This window comes from Thermomicrobium sp. (genome assembly GCF_053493975.1).
In genome coordinates, this window is sequence record NZ_JBRBZA010000008.1 from 48,147 (window position 1) to 67,378 (window position 19,232).

A 19,232-nucleotide genomic window follows, 5' to 3' on the forward strand; every position below is an offset into this window, starting at 1 on the left:
GGACAGTCGCACAGCGGAGTCACTCCGCGATGCGCGCGGACTCACCACCTGACGCGAACGCCGATCCGATGACGGACTCATTGGTCCCTCGGACGGATCAGGACTCGCGGGGAGCCGCTGTTTCGGCGAGCTCCTGTTCCATCGTCACCGACCCGTGTCGATCAAGGCAGCGATCGCCTTCGCATAGCGGTGTGCCCATCGCGTCGGTTCTGGAATCCGATAGCGACTGAGTCGGAGCACCCAGCGGATCGCTTCCTGGAGCGTAATACGGTGCCCGACCGACACGATGAGTGGTCGCGCACCCGGCCGCGTCCGCACTGCTGCACCGATGATCTCTCCTTCAGCGATCAATGGTGTCCACGCTCCACGGTCCGGTCCCGGCTCGCGGTACGCCCCGTACAACCGGGATTTGGCTGCGCCGATCGTTGGCAAGTCGAGCATGACCCCCACGTGGCTCGCCAGACCGCAACGTCGGGGATGCGCTCGTCCTTGGCCATCGACGACGAGAAGATCGGGTGCCTGTTCGAGAGCTAGGACCGCTTCGGTGATCACGGGCGCCTCTCGGAAGCTGAGAAACCCTGGAATGTAGGGGAAGGTCACCGTTTGTTCGGCGATCGCTCTCGCGACCTCGCGGAGCGGAAGGAAGTCCGTCGCTTCCTCACTGGGTGGTTCAGTCAGTAGCTCGAAGCAGACAGCGACTGCGATGGCTCGCTCCCCACGCAGGTGCATGTCTGCACCCGCAATGAAACGGGGTGTTTTGGGAAGAGGGACTTCCACTACCTTCCCTGCCAGCTCTGCCTGCAGACGAGTGAGTCTCTCGAGCTCCAGCGGAGAGAGCGCTGGATTTCCTGGTACGAAGCGTGACGACATCATTCGGGTATCCGGAGTCGACGCTACTCGAAGCAGGTTCCACTTGCCAGTCGTGCACCGCGCCACCAGTCGAGAGCGGACATCGCTCGCTTCCCTTCGGGCTGAACCGTTTCCAGCGCGAGTGGCCGCGTTCCGGTGCCAACGAGCACCGTCGTTGACGTGACTGAAAGACAACCCGGTGCCAAGTCGATCTCCGTCTCTAACAGTCGTGCCCGCAGGAGAATGAGGCGACGACCGCTCACTGTGGTCCACGCACATGGCCAGGGTTGCAAGGCCCGAATCTTCCGCTCGATGCGCTCCGCTGGCTCCGACCAGTCCACTCGGCCATCAGCCTTCGTGAGCGGAGGCGTATACGTTGCTTCTCTCTCGTCCTGAGGGACCGGTACGAGTCGGTCTGCGAGCCAATCCCGGATCGTATCGGGGAGGAGTTCAGCCGCGATCTCGGCGAGTCGAGTGCCGAGTGTGGCTCCCGTGTCGTCGGGCGCGATAGGGATCGCGAATTGGCGAAGGATCGGACCGGCGTCCAACTCGGCGGTCATGACGATGAACGAGATGCCCGTGATCGCATCACCATTGAGCAAGGCCGCCTGGATCGGACTGGCCCCGCGATAGCGCGGAAGCAGTGAGGGATGCACGTTGAGGAAGCCATACCGCGGCACCGAAAGCATCGATGCTGGGATGATTTTGCCGTAGGCGACCACAACGGCGAGCATCGGTGCCACGGCGGCGAGTCTCGCCTGCGCTTCGGCCGTACGAAGTGTTTCTGGCTGCCAACACGGAAGCCCCAGCTCCTGCGCGTGCACCTTCACTGGCGGAGGTTGGAGTCCCCGACCCCGTCCCGCCGGTCGATCCGGCTGGGTTACGACCAGGACGACTGCGAAGTCCGACTGTGCTGCGAGTGTGCGGAGCGCAGGAACAGCAAATTCCGGTGTTCCGAAGAAGACCAGACGAAGTTTGCTCTCCACCGACTGGGGCTCCCCGCATCTCGCGCGACCGTTCCATCCTCTTCTACCCTACCATGGCTCTCCGGAGTCGGGCATCATTTGCGGGGTCATGGGGATAGGGGACGTGCGCGACGATCGACCGACGAGCTCAAGGGTCGCTGTTCGAGAGCGTTCAGCCATATCGGCACGCCGTTTGGTAAACGCTTTCTCGCTACTCCTGATACTCGGCAGTGCACTGCTGCTCCGTCTGCACGGCCTCGATTGGGACCAAGGGCACCTCCTGCACCCGGACGAACGCTTTCAATTGATGGTTGCGGTCGACCGCATCCGCACGCCCGAGCACCTTACTGATTTGCTCGATCCGAGGCGAAGTCCCTGGAACCCTCGATCGGCTGGACCCGACGGATTCCCGCAGACCTTCGCCTATGGCGCCTTGCCTCTCTATTTCTTGGAATCGACTAGTTGGCTTACTGATCAACTGCTCCATGCCGTCGGCATCGAACCGGGAACGGTACGGGACCTGTACCGCGCGTTGGCATTCCGCGGACGTTTCCTGACGGCGCTGATCGACGTTGTCGGTCTCTTCTTCGCAATGCTCATTGCCTGGCGAGCCTTCGGTAGAGCAGCTGCTTCGATCACCGGCCTTCTTATTGGGTTCAGTGTCGTGACGATTCAGCAGGCACATTTCTTCGTGGTCGATCCGTGGGCGACGACCTTCGGGGTGGCGACGCTCTGGGCCACAGTGAACCTGGCGGAGACAGGGTCACGTCGTTGGGCAGCGCTCGCTGGAGCGTTCTACGCCGCGGCGCTCGCGTGCAAAGTGAGTATGTGGCCACTCGCGGTGCCGATCGGCATCGCACTTTTGTGGTGCGGCTCCCGTGTTGGCTTCAGCAATGCGGTCCCCGATCTCCCGAACCTGGTGCGGAACCTGGTCACGCGTACGCCCTGGACGGTTCTGCTGGCCAGTACCGTGATCACCTTCGCAGTCCTCGAGCCGTACACGCTGCTCGATCCTGGCTCGACGCTGCGCGATATCGTGCGTGAGTGGGAGATCGCACAGGGGCGTTTCGACGTTCCCTATACGCGGCAGTATGTCGGCACTGTTCCGATCGTCTATCAACTCGAGCAGCTTTTTCGTTGGGGGCTGGGGCCTGCCTTCGCGGCGCTGAGCGTCTTCGTCATCGTTCGTGAGGCACGAAAACTTGTGGCCGCGATCGTCTCTCTTCGTCTCCGAGTGCCAGCGACCGACAGTCATGGTTTCACCGAACGTCAGCGTGCGTTGGTCACGCGCCTTCTCCTTCTCAGTTGGATCCTCGCGTACGGCCTGACAGCCTGGACGGCAGAGACGAAGTATCTCCGGTATTCGCTTCCCCTGGTCGCTCCACTGGCCATTTTGGTGGCAGGTACCTCGGGCGAGTGGCTGGAGCGATCTTCCTCCCGCTGGCAGCGAGCGGGTGTCAGTCTCGCTGTACTGCTCGTGCTCGGCGCTACCGCGGCGTGGGCTGGTGCCTTCAGCACGATCTATCGACATCCGCATACGAGGGTGCAGGCGTCCTACTGGATCGTGTCTCACGTTCCGCCGGGCTCCGTTCTGGGAGTCGAGCATTGGGATGATCGTCTGCCTCTCTCGGTGACGGGTATCTCTCCTGACCAGCGTTATCGGTTCGTCACGCTCGCGCTCTACGATGATCGACCACCGGAGGAAGCGTTTCGTTACCTCGCCGCACGACTTTCCGAGGTCGACTATATCGTGCTGTCCTCGGATCGCTTGGCCAGATCGATTCCTCGTTTGCCGTGGCGTTACCCAGTGACGAGCGAGTACTACCGATTGCTCGATCAGGGAGCGCTCGGTTTCCGACTGGTGTACGAAGCCGAGCAGGAATCGCGGCTCGGTGCGTTGCGCTTGGGCGACCTGGAAGCGGACGAGAGTTTCACCGTCTACGACCATCCGCGCGTCCGGATTTATCAGAAAGTACGCCAACTCAGCGAGGACGAGCTGCGTCTGCGCTTCGCCTGGGCGTTACAACGTCCCTGGTACCCGCAACGCGACCGCCCGGAGTCCTACCGACAACTCCTGGACGGGCCAGCCGAGAGCGTTGCGGTTGCGCGGGATCTGGGTTGGGCTAACGAGTGGCTGGCTCGGGATTGGCAAGCGATCGTCTGGTGGGTTGCTCTCACGTTGGCCATCGGGATCGCGGGATTGCCACTGGCGTTGCGTCTCGGCGGGCCACTCCCCGATGCGGGACTGGCACTTGCCCGGCCGCTCGGGCTGATCGTCCTAGCGTACCCGATCTGGCTGGCAGCCAGCTGGCGGATTCTCCCGTTCGAGCTGCCGTGGCTACTTCTGCCCATGGCCGGTGTGGCGGGGTTGCTCTGGTGGTGGGGGCGGCACTGGTTGGGGGCAGTCGTTCGGCCACATGTCATCCCGCGCGCTGTGCTGGTCGAGGGCAGCTTTTGGTTCGGTTTCGCTTTCTTCCTCGTGCTGCGCTGGCTCTATCCGGACCTTTGGCACCCGTTCTTCGGCGGCGAAAAGCCGATGGAGCTGGCGTACGCGAATGCGGTCGCGCGCAGTCGCTGGTTGCCACCATACGATCCGTGGCTCGCTGATGGAGTACAGAACTATTATTATTACGGATTCTTCGTCAGCGCTTTGCTGTGGAAGTTGAGCGGACTTTTACCCGATCGTGCTTTTCAGCTGACAGTCGCGACCGTTGCCGGCCTCGTGGCGAGTCTCGCGGTCTCGCTCGGACTCGCCGTGGTTCGCTGGTTAGTGGACAGCGATCGTTGTACCCCTTGGTGGAAACGCGCACTCGTCAGCAGTCTGGTGCCGGGAGTGTGCTCCCTGTGGTGGATCCTCTTCGCTGGCAATTTCGACCCGTTCGTCCAGGTCGTGACCCGGCGTTCGCTGGCGATCGATTTTTGGCAGAGCTCGCGGGCGATCGCCCAGGCGATCACGGAATTCCCCTACTTTTCGTTTTTGTATGCTGATCTCCATCCGCACCTCATCGCACTTCCTCTCTGGTTGAGCCTCATCGCTCTCATCGTAGCTGCTCACGCCGATCAGGAGGCACCTATCCGGAACCGCGCTCTGCGTTGGATGGTCAGCGTGGTGATCGGGAGCACGGTCATCGTAGTCAACAGTTGGGATCTTCCCCTCGTAGCCCTCCTACTGTTCGCGATGACGCTCGTCACAATCGGACCGCGCCGACCTGCCCAACTGGTGTGGGTCATCGGTGGGAGCATCCTCGCTCTCGCAGCATCGCGGCTCATCTATTGGCCGTTTTACGAACGTTTCGTCAGTCCAGTCACGAGTGTGCGCTTGTTGGGCAACGGCACCTCTCCTGAGCAGTTTCTCGTGCACTTCGGAATACTGCTCGCGCTACCGGTGCTTGCAGTCGTCGCGAACTGGTCGCTTCCGGCGCGTTCCTTCTGGAGCCTCGGTTTGGTTGCGGTCGGTACAACAGCGATCGGCTATGCTGCCGGCCTCCTGCTCCGAAGCGGTAGCTGGAGTAGGGTCGAACTATCCGCCAACGACACATGGATCGTGTTGTTGCTGGTGATCGTGCTGTTGGTCGTCCCCTTCGGCTGCTCACTCGCTGGTTTCGACCCGGTGCGCCCGGAAACGTTGTGGTTCGTCGCCCTCTTAGGTGTAGCAGTTGGCTTGTTCGGCACCAGACAGTTGGCAGCATCCCTGGTCGTCGTACCGACCGTCCTCGTGAGTGCATGGCTCGTACAGCACTGGCGTGACCGGCGAGCACCGCTTCCGGGATTGTGGGTAGTGGCGGCAGGCATCGTCATCCTGATGGAAACGGTCGTCATCGTCGACGATCTCTATGGGTCACCGTGGCAGCGGATGAATACTGTCTTCAAGCTCTCGTTCGAGGCCTGGCCGCTCCTCGCGTTGAGTGGCTGGGGTCTCTTCATCGATCGGTGGCACGCGCAGCCGACTCGGCGAACGCGAGCACGTACGTTCGCCCAGCTCGTTCTCGTCGGTGTCATCGGCCTTTCGAGTCTCTACCTCCTCCTCGGCACGCCACAACGACTGGCGCTACGCCTGCCGTCCACCCCGCAGCCAGGGAGTCTCGATGGCTATGCCTGGATGCGCGACGGCTTTTACTTCACGAGTCGCGGAGAGCCGATCTCGACGAGCGAGGACCTTGCCGCGATCCAGTGGTTACGACGGAACGTCACTGACAATTCGGTGATTCTCGAGGCTTCGATCGGCCCGTACCGTGGGAACGGGTCTCGCCTTTCGAGTGCGACTGGTCTCCCGACTGTTTTGGGTTGGGATCGGCACGAACGCCAACAACGCACGCGAGTTGTCCCGACTGATCGAACGATCCGGTTGGAGTCGCCGCTCGGACCGACAGTCGACGAGCGACTGATCGCGATCCGGGAGATCTACCAGACCACTGATCCCGCGCGGAAGCGTTGGTTGCTGTACCAGTATCGAGTCAGGTACGTGGTCGTGGGACAGGTCGAACGGCGCTGGCGAATCCAGCCAGGGTTTGCTGGGGCGACGATCCCGGACGAAGTCTATGCCTCACCTGAGGGGATCGCGGCATTCGAGGCCTTGATCGGTGAGACGCTTCGCGTGGCTGTGAGGTTCGGCGACACGGTCATTTACGAGGTTGTACCGCTCAGCGAGAGGTGAGTACTCCACATGCGCGATGTCGAGCTGGCCGTGCTGTGGCAGGCGATCTGGCTCGCGGCTGCGGCGGCGACCTTTCCATGGCTTCGCTGGTTGCACCTTGCTGGGCGACCAGCCCAGGGGATCGCTCTCGCTGCCGGACCAGCATTGGCGGTGCTTCCCCTTTGGTGGGTCGGTATGTTCTCCGAAATTCCCTTCACGAGGGTGACACTGCTCCTCGTCTTTTCGCTCCTCGCTCTCGTCGGTTGGGGGCTGGTCATCGCACGAGGGCAATGGTGGCAGTCGCTGTGGGAACTCGCAACAGCGTGGCCTCTCCTCCTCGTCCATACAGGCGCATACGCTCTCTATGCTCTCTTTCGTAGTTACAATCCAGCGATCCGCTATACCGAAAAGCCGATGGAGCTTGCTTTCCTCTCGGCAGCCTGGGCGACTCCACATCTCCCGCCCCCTGACCCCTGGTTCGCCGGTCGACCGATCAACTATTACGTTTTTGGTTATGTCGAATTTGGTGCCATCGCCAAGACGTTGGGATGTCAGCCAGAGTTCGCCTTCAATCTGGCGCTCGCTTCGCTCTTTGCTGGTTCAGTGACCGCTGCGTACGTCGCGACTTGGCTACTCGCTGCCGAATACGGATCCAAAGCCCGGGTCCTCGTCGGAGCACTCGCACTCTTGCTCCTCGTCGGTATCGGGAATTGGCAGACGGCATGGCTCCTCTTGCAGGACCCTCGTGACGCACTCGCTGCATCGTGGTGGGCTGGACCCGGTTGGCAAGCTTCTCGAGTCATCGTGGACAGCGGCTTTCCGTGGGACAGCTCGCCGCGACCGACGATCAACGAATTCCCATCCTTTTCCTTTGTTCTAGGTGACCTTCATCCTCACGTCCTCGCCCTCCCCCTGTTTCTCTCTTTTCTGATCGTCCTCATCGCTCTTTCACGAGCATCTGCCGCACCGAAAGCGCTGGCTTATGCGATCGATCACTCTCCTGGTTCCTTCTCTCGAGCGCATGGTAGTCGAGAGCGCTGGACATTGCCGATACTGGTGGGCATCGTCCTCGGTTGCTTGTGGATCACCAATACGTGGGGAGTGCCGCTCGCGACGGTGACTGCTGGACTGGTCCTGCTCGCGCGTCCGCGTTGCTCGATCCGGATGACGGTCGTTCAGGGCGCTCTCGTTCTCAGCGCAGCAGCATTCGTCGCTTTCCCCTTCCAAGCGAACTATGTCCCGGCCTACGGCGCACGAGCTGAGGAACTGCCGGCCTTCCTCGCGAGGGTGCCAGTGGCCAGTTGGTTCCTCCGTACGGTCGGAATCGTCGTGTGGGAACGCAGCTCGTTCGGTGAATTGCTCCGTGCTCACGGTCCCCTGCTCGTCTGCGGTCTCGTAGCCCTCGCTTCGATCTTTCGTGGGTCCGACCTCGAGCGAGTGCGACCGGCTGTGCTGGCTGGTGCGGTCGGCTTCGCTCTCGTTGCTGGCGTGGCCAGCGCCACTCCGGCTCTCGTGGTTTTCGGCCTGCCGCTGGCTGGACTCGCCTGGGCACTGTGGCGAGAGCGAACCGCGGCACCCGAACGCCTGGCCGCGCTGGCGATGGTCGCCGCTGGCTGGACTGCCATTCTCGCTGTCGAGTTTTTGTACTTGCGTGATGTCTTCGGTGACCGGATGAATACCGTGTTCAAGGTCTATTTCGACGCCTGGGTGCTCCAGGCGATCGCTCTACCACCGCTTCTCGTGCATGCCCTAATGCACTGGAAATCCTGGGGAAAGAGCATGGCGATCGCCGTTGTCGGCTTCTCCCTACTCGCCGCAGCTTCCTATACGCCCTTGTCTGCCTGGAAGTGGACTGACGGATTTGCCCAGCTGGCCGGTCTCGACGGGCTCGCCTATCTGCGACAGGCCCATCCCGAGGAGTTCCGGACTATCGCGTGGTTACGCGAGAACACCCGACCGGATGCCGTCGTCTTGGAGGCACCAGGATGCTCGTACGGTATGGTCGGCGAACTACCGCACAATCGGGTATCCATGGCTACCGGCCGCTCGACGATTCTGGGCTGGGAAGGGCACGAGTACCAGTGGCGGCGTGGAAGTGCTCGAGACTTGGCAATGCTCCAGAATCGTCGAGAACAGCTCCGCCGCTTCTTTGAGCAACCAGGTGTGGAAACCGTCTCTTCTGTACTCGACACGTACGACGTTTCTTACGTCTTCGTAGGGACTTTGGAGCGAACGGGACTCGGACCGAATTGCCCGCTCCTCCCTTCGCCCGCCGCCAAAGCGCTCGAGACGGTTCTACTGCAGATCGGTTGGGCACCCGTTTACCAGGACGGGATGGTGACGATCTACGCACCGGTAGCGCAGCGTTGACCGGGCACACCTGCTCGTGCTACCATCGGGTTTGCCACGCCGAGCGTGGTTTGGTTGAGGATCATTTCGACCTCGAAGCGAGGAGGGTCACGATCAGTACAACACGGCCACTTCGGGTCAATGAACGGATTCGCGTTCCCGAGGTTCGCCTCATCGACGAGACCGGGCACCATTTGGGGATCGTCCGCACCGAGGAGGCCCTGCGCCTGGCTCGTGAACGCGGGCTCGATCTGGTAGAAGTCCAACCCAATGCGAGCCCTCCAGTCTGCCGGATCATGGATTACGGCAAATACCGCTACGAGGAGAGCCGGCGGGAACGAGAATCGCGCAAGCGGCAGAAGACGATCGAAGTCAAGGAAATCCGCTTGCGTCCCCGGATCGACACGCATGACTTGGAAACCAAGGTTCGCCAAATCCAGCAGTTCCTGACCGACGGAGCGAAAGTCAAAGTGACCGTCTTGTTCCGCGGGCGGGAGATCGTGTACCAGGACTTGGGTGAGCGTGTCTTGCAGCGCGTGATCGATCTGCTCGGTCCCAGAGCGGTCGTGGAGCAACCGCCTCATGCTGAAGGCCGGACACTCGTCATGTTCCTCGCTCCCGGGCGTGTCGAGGCAACCAGGACAGCGAGCAGCGAAGAACGACAAGCGGAGGGACAGTGACATCATGCCGAAGATGAAGACGAAGCGTGCCGCGGCCAAGCGGTTCAAGATTACCGGGACAGGCAAAGTGATGCGAATGCGGCATGCTCGCAATCACAACCGCTTGAAAAAGGCGCCGCGGGTTCGTCGTTCGTTCGATAAGATGGTGCCGGTTCACCCGTCCGATACGCACCGTGTCAAGCCGCTCCTACCGTACGCCTGGTGAGAGGTGAGGGAGAGCGATGGTTCGCGTCAAGCGAGGCGTCACCAAGCATCGAAGACACAAGAAAATCCTCGAGCTGGCCAAGGGTTACCAACTCGGCCGCAGCAAACTCTATCGACACGCAAACGAAGCAGTACTCAAGGCGCTACGCTATCAGTATCGTGACCGCCGTGCGCGCAAGCGCGATTTCCGACGACTGTGGATCGTTCGAATCAATGCGGCTGCGCGTCAGCATGGTATGCCTTATCGCGACTTCATCCATGGGCTGAGACAGGCCGGTGTGGAAGTCGACCGGAAGATGCTCGCTGACCTCGCGGTGCACGATCCGTCCGCCTTCGGTCAGCTGGTCGAGGTTGCCCGTCGCGCTCGGTGACGACGGTCATCAGTTCTCGACATCATCCGCTCGTCAAGTTCGCCCGCTCCCTTCACGAGCGACGAGTCCGCGAGAGGGAGCGGGCTTTTCTCGTTGAGGGGCCGAAGACGATTGCTGATGCTGTGCAGGCGGGCTTCCGACCCTCCTTTCTTTTCTATGTCCCAACGCGTCTCGATCCACGCGAGCAAGAAGTCGTCGCTCGTGCCCAGGCAGTTGGCACACGGATGATCGCCGTCACAGAGCGCGTCTTGCAGGAGATCGCCGAGACGATCACGCCACAAGCTGTGGTCGCCGTCTTCCCCATTCCTGCTATTCCCCTCCGCTTACCGACAGCGGAACCGCTGTTAGCTCTGATCGTCGATCGACTACAGGACCCCGGCAATCTCGGCACATTGCTGCGCTCGGCACTCGGAGCTGGGGCTCATGCGGTGCTGCTGACGCCGGGCACAGTGGATCCTTTCAATCCCAAGGTGGTTCGGGCAGCAGCGGGAGCGCACTTCCATCTGCCGATCGCAACGCTCGATCTCCTTGCGATTCAGCGAGATTTTCCAGGAATCGAAATCGTAGTTGCCCATCCCCAGGCACCGCGTGCCTACGATGAACGGGACTGGACGCGCGCTTCCGCGCTGGTGATCGGGAGCGAGGCACACGGTGTCAGCAGGGAACTCGCGCGACTGGCTGCAGACGAGGTCAGGATCCCCTTACGTGGCGGGGTCGAGTCACTCAATGCCGGGGTGGCTGGATCGATCATTCTGTTCGAGGCTGCTCGCCAGCGCCGTCATGGCAAGTACAAAGCGACTACTGGAGAGTAGCCGCACTCCCTTGCAAATTTCGCCGTTCATGCTATAGTGAGGGTGATCTCGATTGGAGATCGGGGATCGGGAAGGTCAATCAGGGGGTCGAACCATGCGCAAGAGCGATCTCATCAAGGTCGTCGCCGAACGAACGAATGCCCGCCAGAGTCAAGTGGCTCCTATCGTCAATGCGGTGTTCCAGACTATCCAAGAAGCACTCGCCAAGGGAGAGGAAGTCAGTATCGCGGGGTTCGGGACATTCCGAGTGAGTGAGCGAGCTCGCCGCCGCGGTCGCAATCCGCGGACCAACGAGCCTATCGAAATCCCCGCCCGGCGAAGCCCCAGCTTCCGCCCTGGCACCCAGCTCAAGCGTGCTGTTGCAGGGCGGTGATCGAACTCGTCCGCGAGGAGCGGGGCACGGTGGCGCGATACTTCGCATGGACCACCAGCCCCGCTCGTCAGATATCCAAGTTCCGTACCTCTCGGGCGTGCGCTTGGATGAAGCGCTTGCGTGGTGGGACAGCTGATCCCATCAGCATGTTGAACGTCTCGTCTGCCCGTACGGCATCGTCGATCGTCACTTGGAGCAGCGTACGCCGAGCTGGGTCCATTGTCGTTTCCCAAAGCTGCTCCGGATTCATTTCCCCGAGTCCCTTGTAGCGCTGTATGTCCCACGTCTTCCCGTCACCCCGATTGAGAATGGCATCGCGCTCTTCGTCCGAATAAACGTAATGGACTTCTTTCCCGCTCTGAAGACGATAGAGCGGTGGCTGGGCGATATAGAGATGGCCGTCGATGATCAGTCCCTCGAGATAGCGGAAAAAGAAAGTGAGCAACAAGGTTCGAATGTGCGCGCCGTCGACATCGGCATCCGTCATCAAAATGACTCGATGGTAACGCAGTTTCGAGCGGTCGTATTGGTCGCCGATGCCTGTGCCGAGCGCGGTAATGAGGGCACGGATCTCCTCATTGTGCAGCATCCGATCCAGTCGCGCCTTCTCGACATTGAGAATCTTGCCGCGGAGCGGAAGCACTGCCTGGAAGCGGCGATCGCGTCCTTGCTTGGCTGAGCCACCTGCCGAGTCACCCTCCACGATATAAAGCTCTGCCTTGGCCGGATCGCGCTCGGTGCAGTCGGCCAGCTTCCCGGGAAGGCTGAACGTATCGAGCGCCCCCTTGCGCTGCACCAGTTCGCGTGCTTTGCGGGCCGCCTCTCGCGCCCGAGCCGCAGTCAAGCACTTTTCGATGATACGCCGCGCGATGGCAGGATGCTCTTCGAGATAGTTCGTGAACGATTCGTAGACGATCGATTGAACGATACCGGCCACCTCGGCATTTCCGAGTTTGGTCTTCGTTTGCCCTTCGAATTGAGGTTCGGGAAGCATGACGGAGATGATCGCGGTCAGTCCCTCCCGGACGTCCTCGCCACTCAAGTTGGGGTCGTTTTCTTTGAGAAGACCGTGTCGCCGAGCATATTCGTTGATCGCCCGGGTGAGTGCTGCTTTGAATCCCGTGACGTGCGTCCCACCGTCGATCGTGTTGATGTTGTTGGCGAACGCGTGTGTCGACTCGGCGTAGCCGTCCGTGTATTGGATCGCGACTTCCACCAGGCAACCGTTCTGCTCTCGCTTCACGTAGAACGGTTGCGGCTGCAGCACTTCCTTCGTCCGGTTCAAATGCCGCACGAAGGAGACAATGCCCCCCTCGAAGTAGAAGGTCATTTCCAGATCGGTGCGCTCGTCGGCGAAGTGAATCGTCAATCCGCTCGTCAGATAGGCTACTTCCCGAAAACGTTGCAAGAGCAGGTCGCTCTGGTACTCGAGCGAGCGGAAGATAAGTCGATCAGGCAGGAAGACCGTTTCGGTTCCATGATCGTCGGGTGTCGTCTCCCCGATGGTCTCGACGGGCGTCACCGGGACTCCTCGCTCGTACCGCTGGCGGTACACGTTACCGTCCCGTCGCACGGTCACTTCGAGCCATTCGGAAAGCGCATTGACCACCGATGCCCCGACTCCGTGAAGACCACCGGAAACCTTATAACCACCGCCACCGAATTTCCCTCCAGCATGGAGGGTCGTCATAATGACTTCCAGCGCCGATTTGCCGACTTTCGGATGGATATCGACAGGAATGCCTCGCCCATTGTCCCAAACGCGGACGGAGCCATCCCGGCGAATGGTGACCTCGATCCGATCGCAATACCCAGCCAGTGCTTCGTCGACGCTGTTGTCGACGATCTCGTAGATGAGATGATGCAATCCCCGAACATCCGTACTGCCGATGTACATCCCGGGGCGACGTCGGACAGCCTCGAGTCCCTCCAGAACCTGAATGGCACTCGCATCGTAGCGTGTCGTTGAGTTCGTCATTGTCGCGATTCCTCTTCTCGCTTCGCGTTCGTACCCTGACGGAGAAGAAGCACGATCCGTTCGCGATAGAAGAGCAAGCTGGCCAAGATCAGCCCTGTTGCCACGTAGCTGTGACTCACTAGTGCAAACGGTACCGCCGCTGCACTTTGGGTGAAGACTCGTAAGGCCAAAGGAAGTCCGAGTTGGACGATCAGGCTCGCTGCGATGAAGCGCATGGTCGGCCAGAAGGCGATTCGGCAAATGCCGAGACTATAGATGAGAGCGCGGAATGGTCCCGCGCCGCTCAAGACGATCGCGTCTTCGACGAAAAAGGTCCCGATGTAGAACACGATCGCGAGGACGACTGTGGCGATCCCGAACAGAAAGAGAACGAAGTCTCCCAGCCCGAGGAGCGTTGCCCCAAACAAGGTGAAACCCGCGAGGAACGACAATCCCACTGCGGCGAGCGCGAGCAATCCCAAGTAGGCGAGCATGACCAGCGTGTTGCGGACCGTGCTCCGGAAAAGTTGCACTCGTCGCAGACGCTCGCCGCGCACCACATGTGCGAGGATTGTCCAATAGCTCATGCCGAGGCCGACACTCGCCAAGAAGAGTGAAAACACTATCCCGATACTCACGGCGAGCATCGGCTGAAGGACGAGTGGCTGGTACGGGAGCGCGATATTGTCTGGACCGAGTGCTGCCACTAGGCTCGGAATCAAGCTAGCGAGGATGACTAAAGCGTCGAAGTCCGCGCTCAGCACCGGAACCGGTGCGGGTGCCTGTCCGCCGAGTCCGGGGCGGCTGAGCAATTGGTTCACAACACGCCCGATTTCGCTCACTGAGATGCGTGGTCCCAACCAGAGAAGGAGATCCAGCCCGACAACCATCAGCGCGAGATAAGGACGGCGGTTGAGAATCATGAACGCCGTCCCGATCGTATCGATCACTCCAGCTGGTGCGGGTTCTCGGAGTGAGCGCGATGGTGCAGATCCCACGCTCCTCACCTTTCAATACCGCCCGATTTCCAGCAGTCGTTGGTCATCGATTCCAAAGTAGTGCGCCAGTTCATGCAGAACGGTCTCGCGTACGATTCGGGCAACATCCTGTCGATCACGGGCTGCCCGGCAGATGGGTCCCTGGAAAAGCGTGATCACGTCTGGCGGTACGAGACCGTATCCTGTGGTTCGATGCGTCAGCGGCACCCCCTCGTAGAGCCCGAAGAGCGTACCGGTGCGGCTCCCAGCCAGCCGGCGGTGATGTCGACGCGGTTCGCGCTCGATCACCAGAGCGACGTTGTCCAATGCCCGTCGGAACTCCTCAGGCAGGCGGCTCAGGGCATCGTGGACCATTTCCTCGAATTCACGACGCGTCACGACGACCGGCATGCGATACCCTGTCACTAAACCCGAACAAGTATACCAGATCCGACCCCTTTGGTGCGCATCACTCCATCCCTACTGCCGCAGCCAAGAGCGTTCTACCGATCGGCAGTGCGACCTGTGCTCCCGATCCGCCGTGCTCCACCACGACGGCAACGACGACGCGGACATCACCCCGCTCGGCAAAGCCGATGAACCAAGCGTGCGGTGCGAGTCCTCCCACCTCAGCGGTCCCTGTCTTGCCCCCGACCGTCACTTCCGGGATGCGTGCTGCTCGAGCGTACCCGTGTTCGACCGACCAGGTCATGAGTTCGTGCAGAGCTTTCGCTGTTTTTTGGTCGAAGGCGCGTCGCCAGATACGTGGCTCGCGATGCCAAATCACCTGTCCAGCTGCGTCACGAACCTCCTGCACGAGATACGGTTCCGGAAGCGTTCCGTCTCTCACGACACCAGCAACGACCAGAGCCATCTGGAGCGGAGTCACCAGTAACTGTCCCTGCCCGAACGCTGTTTCGGCCAATCCGGCCGGTGCGCTGAGGAAATCAGGCGAGTCGGTCAATCGACTGACCGCGACGGGTAGATCGAATGGGATGCGTTCACCGAACCCCGCTGCGCGCGCGGACTCCTCCAGCCGAGAGGCTCCCAAAGCCAGACCGACCTGAGCATAGACCACATTCAGCGAGTAGCCGTATGCCTCTCGCAACGTATAGCTCACACGAGCAGGATCTGGGCGATTCTGTTCGATGATCACCCGCGAGTCTATCACGAGCGCACCGTCATCCCGATAAACGGTGTCGGGCGTCGCAACACCCGACTGCAGAGCAGCTGCCGCTGTAAGCGTTTTGAATGTCGATCCTGGTACATACAAGCCTTGTATCGGCCGGAGCAAAAGGGGGCCGCGTCCGTCCTCGCGCAAGCGATCGAGATAGGACGTGGCCCGCCTCACGTCGTCTGCTGAGGCACCGAGCGGAACGCTGAGCAAATTGGGATCGAATGCCGGTGCAGTGACCAGTGCCAAGACCGCCCCAGTGTCGGCATCGAGCAAGACGATTCCACCAGTGCGATCGCCAAGCAGCGACTGCCCGAGTTGCTGCAGTCGAGGATCGATGGTGAGAACGATATCGTTTCCACTTCGCCTCCGGTGGAGGATCCCGTCCAGCCAGGCTTGCCAGGAAGAGACTGTCCTCCCAGACAGGTCAGCGTCGTAACGCGCTTCCAAACCGGCAGCACCGTAGAGGCCTGGCGAATAGTACCCGGCCAGATAAGCGGCGCTGGTCCGATAACGGCGTACTCTGCGTCCATCCTCTAGCCTATCCTCTGCGATCACCGAGCCATCGGACAAGAGGATCTTCCCGCGGGCTACGGAGCGCTCCAGGGCATAGCGCCGCACGTCGATCACGCCACTCGTTGGGTCGCTCGTTCGAGCCAGAATCCGCTCACGATCGAAAAGTTGTGCCCGCAGAATCTGCACGGTGACGAAACTGAAGCCGAGCGTGAGCACCAAAGCGATATGCAAGATCGGCTGCGCGCGCCGTCGAGCCAGCCGACGAATCTCCGGCACAAGCGCGATCACCCAAAAACTGGTAGCTACGAGAAGCAGAGCGAACCAGATCGGATCGGTTCGATCGTTCGTCCGTACGATCCCGTAGGCGAGAACGCCGAGTGAGGCCAAAAATGCTGCTACGGGGATGACTCTCCGGACCATCGTTCACTCTCGCGCCTGCTCGCTGGCACGGAGCAGCAGTCCGACGATGAGAAAATTCGTGATGAGCGAGCTTCCGCCTGCACTGACGAAGGGTAGAGTGATCCCGGTCAAGGGTAGCAGTCGCACGTTTCCCCCGAGGATGATGATCGTCTGCAAACCGAGCACCGTGACGAGTCCGACTGTCAGAAGGCGAACGAAGCTGTTTCGGATGCGCAGGGCGATGAGGAGGCCACGAAGGATGAGCACGAGATAGAGCGCGACGAGGGCGATCGCCCCCAAACTCCCGAGTTCCTCCCCGATCGCAGCGAACGCGTAGTCGGTTGCAACGACCGGTATCGCCTGCGGATACCCGAATCCCCAGCCGGACCCGAAGATATGGCCATGCGCAAACGCTAAGTCAGCCTGGACAGGTTGCATGCCCAATCCGGTGGGGTCGCTCCATGGATTTAACCAGATTTGGATACGCTGCTGGACTCGGGGAAAAACGCGCAGCGCAAGGACGACTGCTCCGGTGAAAGCCAGAAGGCCTCCCGCAACGTAATAGCCGCGACCCGACGCCGCGTACAGCATGACGAGAAAAACACCGTACAGGAGCAATGCATTACCGAGGTCGTTCTGCAAAACGACGGCTAGCACAGCTATTCCCCACATCGCGACCAGTGGAATGAGATAGGGGATCGGAGGCAGCGAAAGTGGTCCGATTCGGTACGAACCGGTCAAAAGCTCGCGGTAGTCGTCGAGATAGCTTGCCAGGAAAAACACGAGCAAGACTTTCACGATTTCTCCAGGTTGCACGGTGATCGGTCCGAGATCGAGCCAAAGACGGGCACCCGAACCGAGATCAGTTCCGAAAAGCATGGTAAACAGCGTCAACGCCGATGCTCCCAGTGCCCAGGTGTACTTGAAGCGCTTGATCCACTCGAACCGACGGACCACGGCAACCGTGACCCAGAGCACAGCGAAAGCAAGCACAAGATACGCCAGTTGGCGTTGACTCAGCGACGCCCAGACGCCGCGACTTCCAACAGTAGGACTGAGGCGTTGGCTGAGCAATAAGCCGAGACAGGCGAGCATTGCGACGATCGGAAGCACCAGCTGATCACCGCGGAGGCCTAGGATGCTGAGCCAAATACTCGTCAAGCCTAGGACAGCGATGAAGACCAGACTGACGGTCAGATCGCTCCACGTCCACCGCGTGGTCCCGACTCGAGCGAGGTAGATCGTCAATAGGCCAACGAGAGCGGCGATCGCCGGTACCACGAGCAGCTGGAGTTCGAGCCAGCGAAATAACGGGTCTCCTCGCTTCATCGATCAACCTGACAGGTACTTGCCGAGAAGGAGCGAGAGCCGCTGCCGTACTTCGGGGGAAATCGCAGCTGGATCGGTCACGATCGCATGCTGGAGCGCAGAGCGACAGCCGCATCGGCCTGGCAGTTCTCGCAGGCGCTCGATCAGTGCTCTGAGGGTACGTTGGGCTGCTTGGACGTTCTGCTGCAAGCGTTCCACCACGACCGAAACGCTCACCGGTTCTTCTTCGGCATGCCACACGTCGTAGTCCGTCACGAGAGCGAGCAGCCCGAAACAGAGTTCTGCCTCTCGAGCCAGACGAACCTCCGGCATCGCCGTCATCCCGATGATGTCCAGTCCCCATGAACGGTACAAGTTCGATTCGGCGCGGGTCGAAAACTGTGGACCTTCGATGCAAATATAGGTTCCTCGGTCGTGGACGCGCACGCCAGCCGCGATCGCGGCTTGGGTGAGTGCCCACCGCAGTTCCGGGCAAAACGGCTCATCCAACGCGACGTGGACAACCGGACCGGTCTCATCGAAAAACGAGCGAGGGCGCCGGACTGTTCGGTCGACGACTTGATCGGGTACGACGAAATCGAGCGGCGCGATCCCCTCGCGGAGACTCCCGACGGCGCTCACGGAGACGACCCACTGCACTCCCAACGACTTGAGTGCCCAAAAATTGGCTCTGGCTGGTACGGTGCTCGGACTATGCTGATGCGCACGACCGTGTCGCGGTATGAAAGCGATGCGCATCCCGTGAAGTGTTCCTAGTGTGATGGTATCGCTCGGTCGACCAAAGGGTGTCTCGAGAGCTATCTCCTCTACATCGGTGAGTTCCGGCATGCGATAGAGACCGCTTCCACCGATGACACCGAGTTGAGCGTCCATCGTTTGCCCTTCCCTCGTTCAGTCAGTCCTATGGCGCACGTTACACTTCGCTGGGAGGCGGTGCGCTCGATGCATGTGCAGGATAACATCGAGTTGCATCCGACGACGATCGTGCGCCAGTGGGCCCCTTTCTGGTGGGCCACCCTCCGCGTGCTTTTGGTGCTCCTCGTGTTGACCTGGTGGGCGACCGTCCTCGCGCGGTTGACGCGGCTTTCGCCTGACACTACGAGAACTCCATTCGTCGTCGCGCCTGGCCTGACCTATCTCCCCGATGCGCGGGTGCAACTCGAAGGGGATTGGGTGGTGCAGCAGTTAGGCGATGGGCGACTCGTTGCCACCCGGACAGCGGGGGATCGCCTGCACTTTCGATTCGCCGGGACAGCTGCTGCTGTCGAGGTGCGTACTGGACCGGATGCCGGAGCGATTTTGGTGTCGATCGAAGATGGTCGTGCTTCGCTCCGTTCCGTCAAACGCTTCTCGCTCTTGCGATCGTCGGCTCGCCTCGAGACGGTCCCGATCGTGAATAACCTCGTGCCAGGAATCTATAGCGTCGAGGTGACAAACGAAGACGGTGGCGAACTGGCGGTCCGGGCTCTCCTGATCGAAAACAGCCCAGGAGTATGGTGGGCTTGGCTGCCACCGGTCGTCGTTGGTCTCACGTTTCTCGCTCATCTGCTCATCACTTGGTGGAGCACGCTGCTGGAAGCACTCGGTTGGTTTCGCTCCCGACCAGGGAAGAGTGAGAAGAATGCTTTCATGTGATGAGCGATG

16 protein-coding genes are annotated in these 19,232 nt (G+C 60.8%); 8 read left to right on the plus strand and 8 right to left on the minus strand.

All coding sequences use genetic code 11. The annotated features are described in order from the left end of the window. Positions 1-144 precede the first annotated feature (144 nt). Complete coding sequence (locus ACWIVK_RS01545) at positions 145-873, minus strand: endonuclease V (RefSeq protein ID WP_448574769.1); 729 nt, start codon at positions 871-873, stop codon at positions 145-147. A gap of 20 nt (positions 874-893) precedes the next feature. Next, positions 894-1,835: a methionyl-tRNA formyltransferase gene (gene fmt / locus ACWIVK_RS01550; RefSeq protein WP_448574770.1), complete on the minus strand. Its 942-nt coding sequence runs from the start codon at positions 1,833-1,835 to the stop codon at positions 894-896. A 172-nt stretch (positions 1,836-2,007) separates the two neighbouring features. On the opposite strand from fmt, the gene ACWIVK_RS01555 reads away from it, so the two are divergent. The 7 genes from ACWIVK_RS01555 to ACWIVK_RS01585 all read left to right on the plus strand — a co-directional run bounded on the left by ACWIVK_RS01555 (position 2,008) and on the right by ACWIVK_RS01585 (position 11,236). Beyond that, on the plus strand, positions 2,008-6,468 hold the full coding sequence (locus ACWIVK_RS01555) for a DUF2298 domain-containing protein (RefSeq protein ID WP_448574771.1): 4,461 nt from the start codon (positions 2,008-2,010) through the stop codon (positions 6,466-6,468). 9 nt (positions 6,469-6,477) lie between these two features. Then, a complete protein-coding gene (locus ACWIVK_RS01560) occupies positions 6,478-8,817 on the plus strand; it encodes a DUF2298 domain-containing protein (protein WP_448574772.1) in 2,340 nt (779 codons plus the stop codon). Positions 8,818-8,867: 50 nt separating this feature from the next. Then, entirely contained in the window at positions 8,868-9,476 is a 609-nt protein-coding gene (infC, locus tag ACWIVK_RS01565) for a translation initiation factor IF-3 (protein WP_448574773.1), read from the plus strand. Between the two features lie 4 nt (positions 9,477-9,480). Next, positions 9,481-9,681 (plus strand): 50S ribosomal protein L35, encoded by a 201-nt coding sequence (gene rpmI / locus ACWIVK_RS01570; RefSeq protein WP_448574774.1) that lies wholly within the window; start codon positions 9,481-9,483, stop codon positions 9,679-9,681. Between the two features lie 16 nt (positions 9,682-9,697). After that, the gene (gene rplT, locus ACWIVK_RS01575) at positions 9,698-10,051 is read left to right on the plus strand and encodes a 50S ribosomal protein L20 (RefSeq protein WP_448574775.1); all 354 of its coding nucleotides are present in this window, start codon (positions 9,698-9,700) and stop codon (positions 10,049-10,051) included. After that, positions 10,048-10,863 (plus strand): TrmH family RNA methyltransferase, encoded by an 816-nt coding sequence (locus ACWIVK_RS01580; protein ID WP_448574776.1) that lies wholly within the window; start codon positions 10,048-10,050, stop codon positions 10,861-10,863. The genes rplT and ACWIVK_RS01580 overlap by 4 nt, the downstream gene beginning before the upstream one ends. Before the next feature lie 94 nt (positions 10,864-10,957). Then, complete coding sequence (locus ACWIVK_RS01585; protein ID WP_448574777.1) at positions 10,958-11,236, plus strand: HU family DNA-binding protein; 279 nt, start codon at positions 10,958-10,960, stop codon at positions 11,234-11,236. Between the two features lie 67 nt (positions 11,237-11,303). Here ACWIVK_RS01585 and gyrB read toward each other — a convergent pair whose 3' ends face one another. Genes gyrB through mtnP form a run of 6 tightly spaced genes read right to left on the minus strand, consistent with a single transcriptional unit; the run spans position 11,304 to position 18,461 of the window. Continuing rightward, complete coding sequence (gyrB, locus tag ACWIVK_RS01590; protein WP_448574778.1) at positions 11,304-13,214, minus strand: DNA topoisomerase (ATP-hydrolyzing) subunit B; 1,911 nt, start codon at positions 13,212-13,214, stop codon at positions 11,304-11,306. Further along, the gene (locus ACWIVK_RS01595; RefSeq protein WP_448574779.1) at positions 13,211-14,191 is read right to left on the minus strand and encodes a hypothetical protein; all 981 of its coding nucleotides are present in this window, start codon (positions 14,189-14,191) and stop codon (positions 13,211-13,213) included. The genes gyrB and ACWIVK_RS01595 overlap by 4 nt, the downstream gene beginning before the upstream one ends. A gap of 12 nt (positions 14,192-14,203) precedes the next feature. Next, positions 14,204-14,581, minus strand: a complete 378-nt coding sequence (locus ACWIVK_RS01600; protein WP_448574780.1) for a metallopeptidase family protein — start codon at positions 14,579-14,581, stop codon at positions 14,204-14,206. Positions 14,582-14,639: 58 nt separating this feature from the next. Further along, the gene (locus ACWIVK_RS01605; RefSeq protein ID WP_448574781.1) at positions 14,640-16,280 is read right to left on the minus strand and encodes a penicillin-binding transpeptidase domain-containing protein; all 1,641 of its coding nucleotides are present in this window, start codon (positions 16,278-16,280) and stop codon (positions 14,640-14,642) included. A gap of 3 nt (positions 16,281-16,283) precedes the next feature. Continuing rightward, complete coding sequence (locus ACWIVK_RS01610) at positions 16,284-17,588, minus strand: FtsW/RodA/SpoVE family cell cycle protein (protein WP_448574782.1); 1,305 nt, start codon at positions 17,586-17,588, stop codon at positions 16,284-16,286. 3 nt (positions 17,589-17,591) lie between these two features. After that, positions 17,592-18,461 carry an S-methyl-5'-thioadenosine phosphorylase gene (mtnP, locus tag ACWIVK_RS01615; RefSeq protein WP_448574783.1) on the minus strand — a complete coding sequence of 290 codons (870 nt, stop codon included), beginning with the start codon at positions 18,459-18,461 and terminating at the stop codon, positions 17,592-17,594. Between the two features lie 69 nt (positions 18,462-18,530). Between mtnP and ACWIVK_RS01620 the strand changes: the two genes are divergently transcribed. Then, a complete protein-coding gene (locus ACWIVK_RS01620; protein ID WP_448574784.1) occupies positions 18,531-19,223 on the plus strand; it encodes a hypothetical protein in 693 nt (230 codons plus the stop codon). Positions 19,224-19,232 lie beyond the last annotated feature (9 nt).

Bases quoted from the DNA above. Each gene is read 5' to 3' on its own strand.
- ACWIVK_RS01545 (WP_448574769.1), bottom strand. From the start codon at position 873: ATGATGTCGTCACGCTTCGTACCAGGAAATCCAGCGCTCTCTCCGCTG.
- ACWIVK_RS01560 (WP_448574772.1), top strand. From the start codon at position 6,478: ATGCGCGATGTCGAGCTGGCCGTGCTGTGGCAGGCGATCTGGCTCGCG.
- rpmI (WP_448574774.1), top strand. From the start codon at position 9,481: ATGCCGAAGATGAAGACGAAGCGTGCCGCGGCCAAGCGGTTCAAGATT.
- rplT (WP_448574775.1), top strand. From the start codon at position 9,698: ATGGTTCGCGTCAAGCGAGGCGTCACCAAGCATCGAAGACACAAGAAA.
- ACWIVK_RS01585 (WP_448574777.1), top strand. From the start codon at position 10,958: ATGCGCAAGAGCGATCTCATCAAGGTCGTCGCCGAACGAACGAATGCC.
- gyrB (WP_448574778.1), bottom strand. From the start codon at position 13,214: ATGACGAACTCAACGACACGCTACGATGCGAGTGCCATTCAGGTTCTG.
- ACWIVK_RS01600 (WP_448574780.1), bottom strand. From the start codon at position 14,581: ATGCCGGTCGTCGTGACGCGTCGTGAATTCGAGGAAATGGTCCACGAT.
- ACWIVK_RS01605 (WP_448574781.1), bottom strand. From the start codon at position 16,280: ATGGTCCGGAGAGTCATCCCCGTAGCAGCATTTTTGGCCTCACTCGGC.
- ACWIVK_RS01610 (WP_448574782.1), bottom strand. From the start codon at position 17,588: ATGAAGCGAGGAGACCCGTTATTTCGCTGGCTCGAACTCCAGCTGCTC.
- mtnP (WP_448574783.1), bottom strand. From the start codon at position 18,461: ATGGACGCTCAACTCGGTGTCATCGGTGGAAGCGGTCTCTATCGCATG.
- ACWIVK_RS01620 (WP_448574784.1), top strand. From the start codon at position 18,531: ATGCATGTGCAGGATAACATCGAGTTGCATCCGACGACGATCGTGCGC.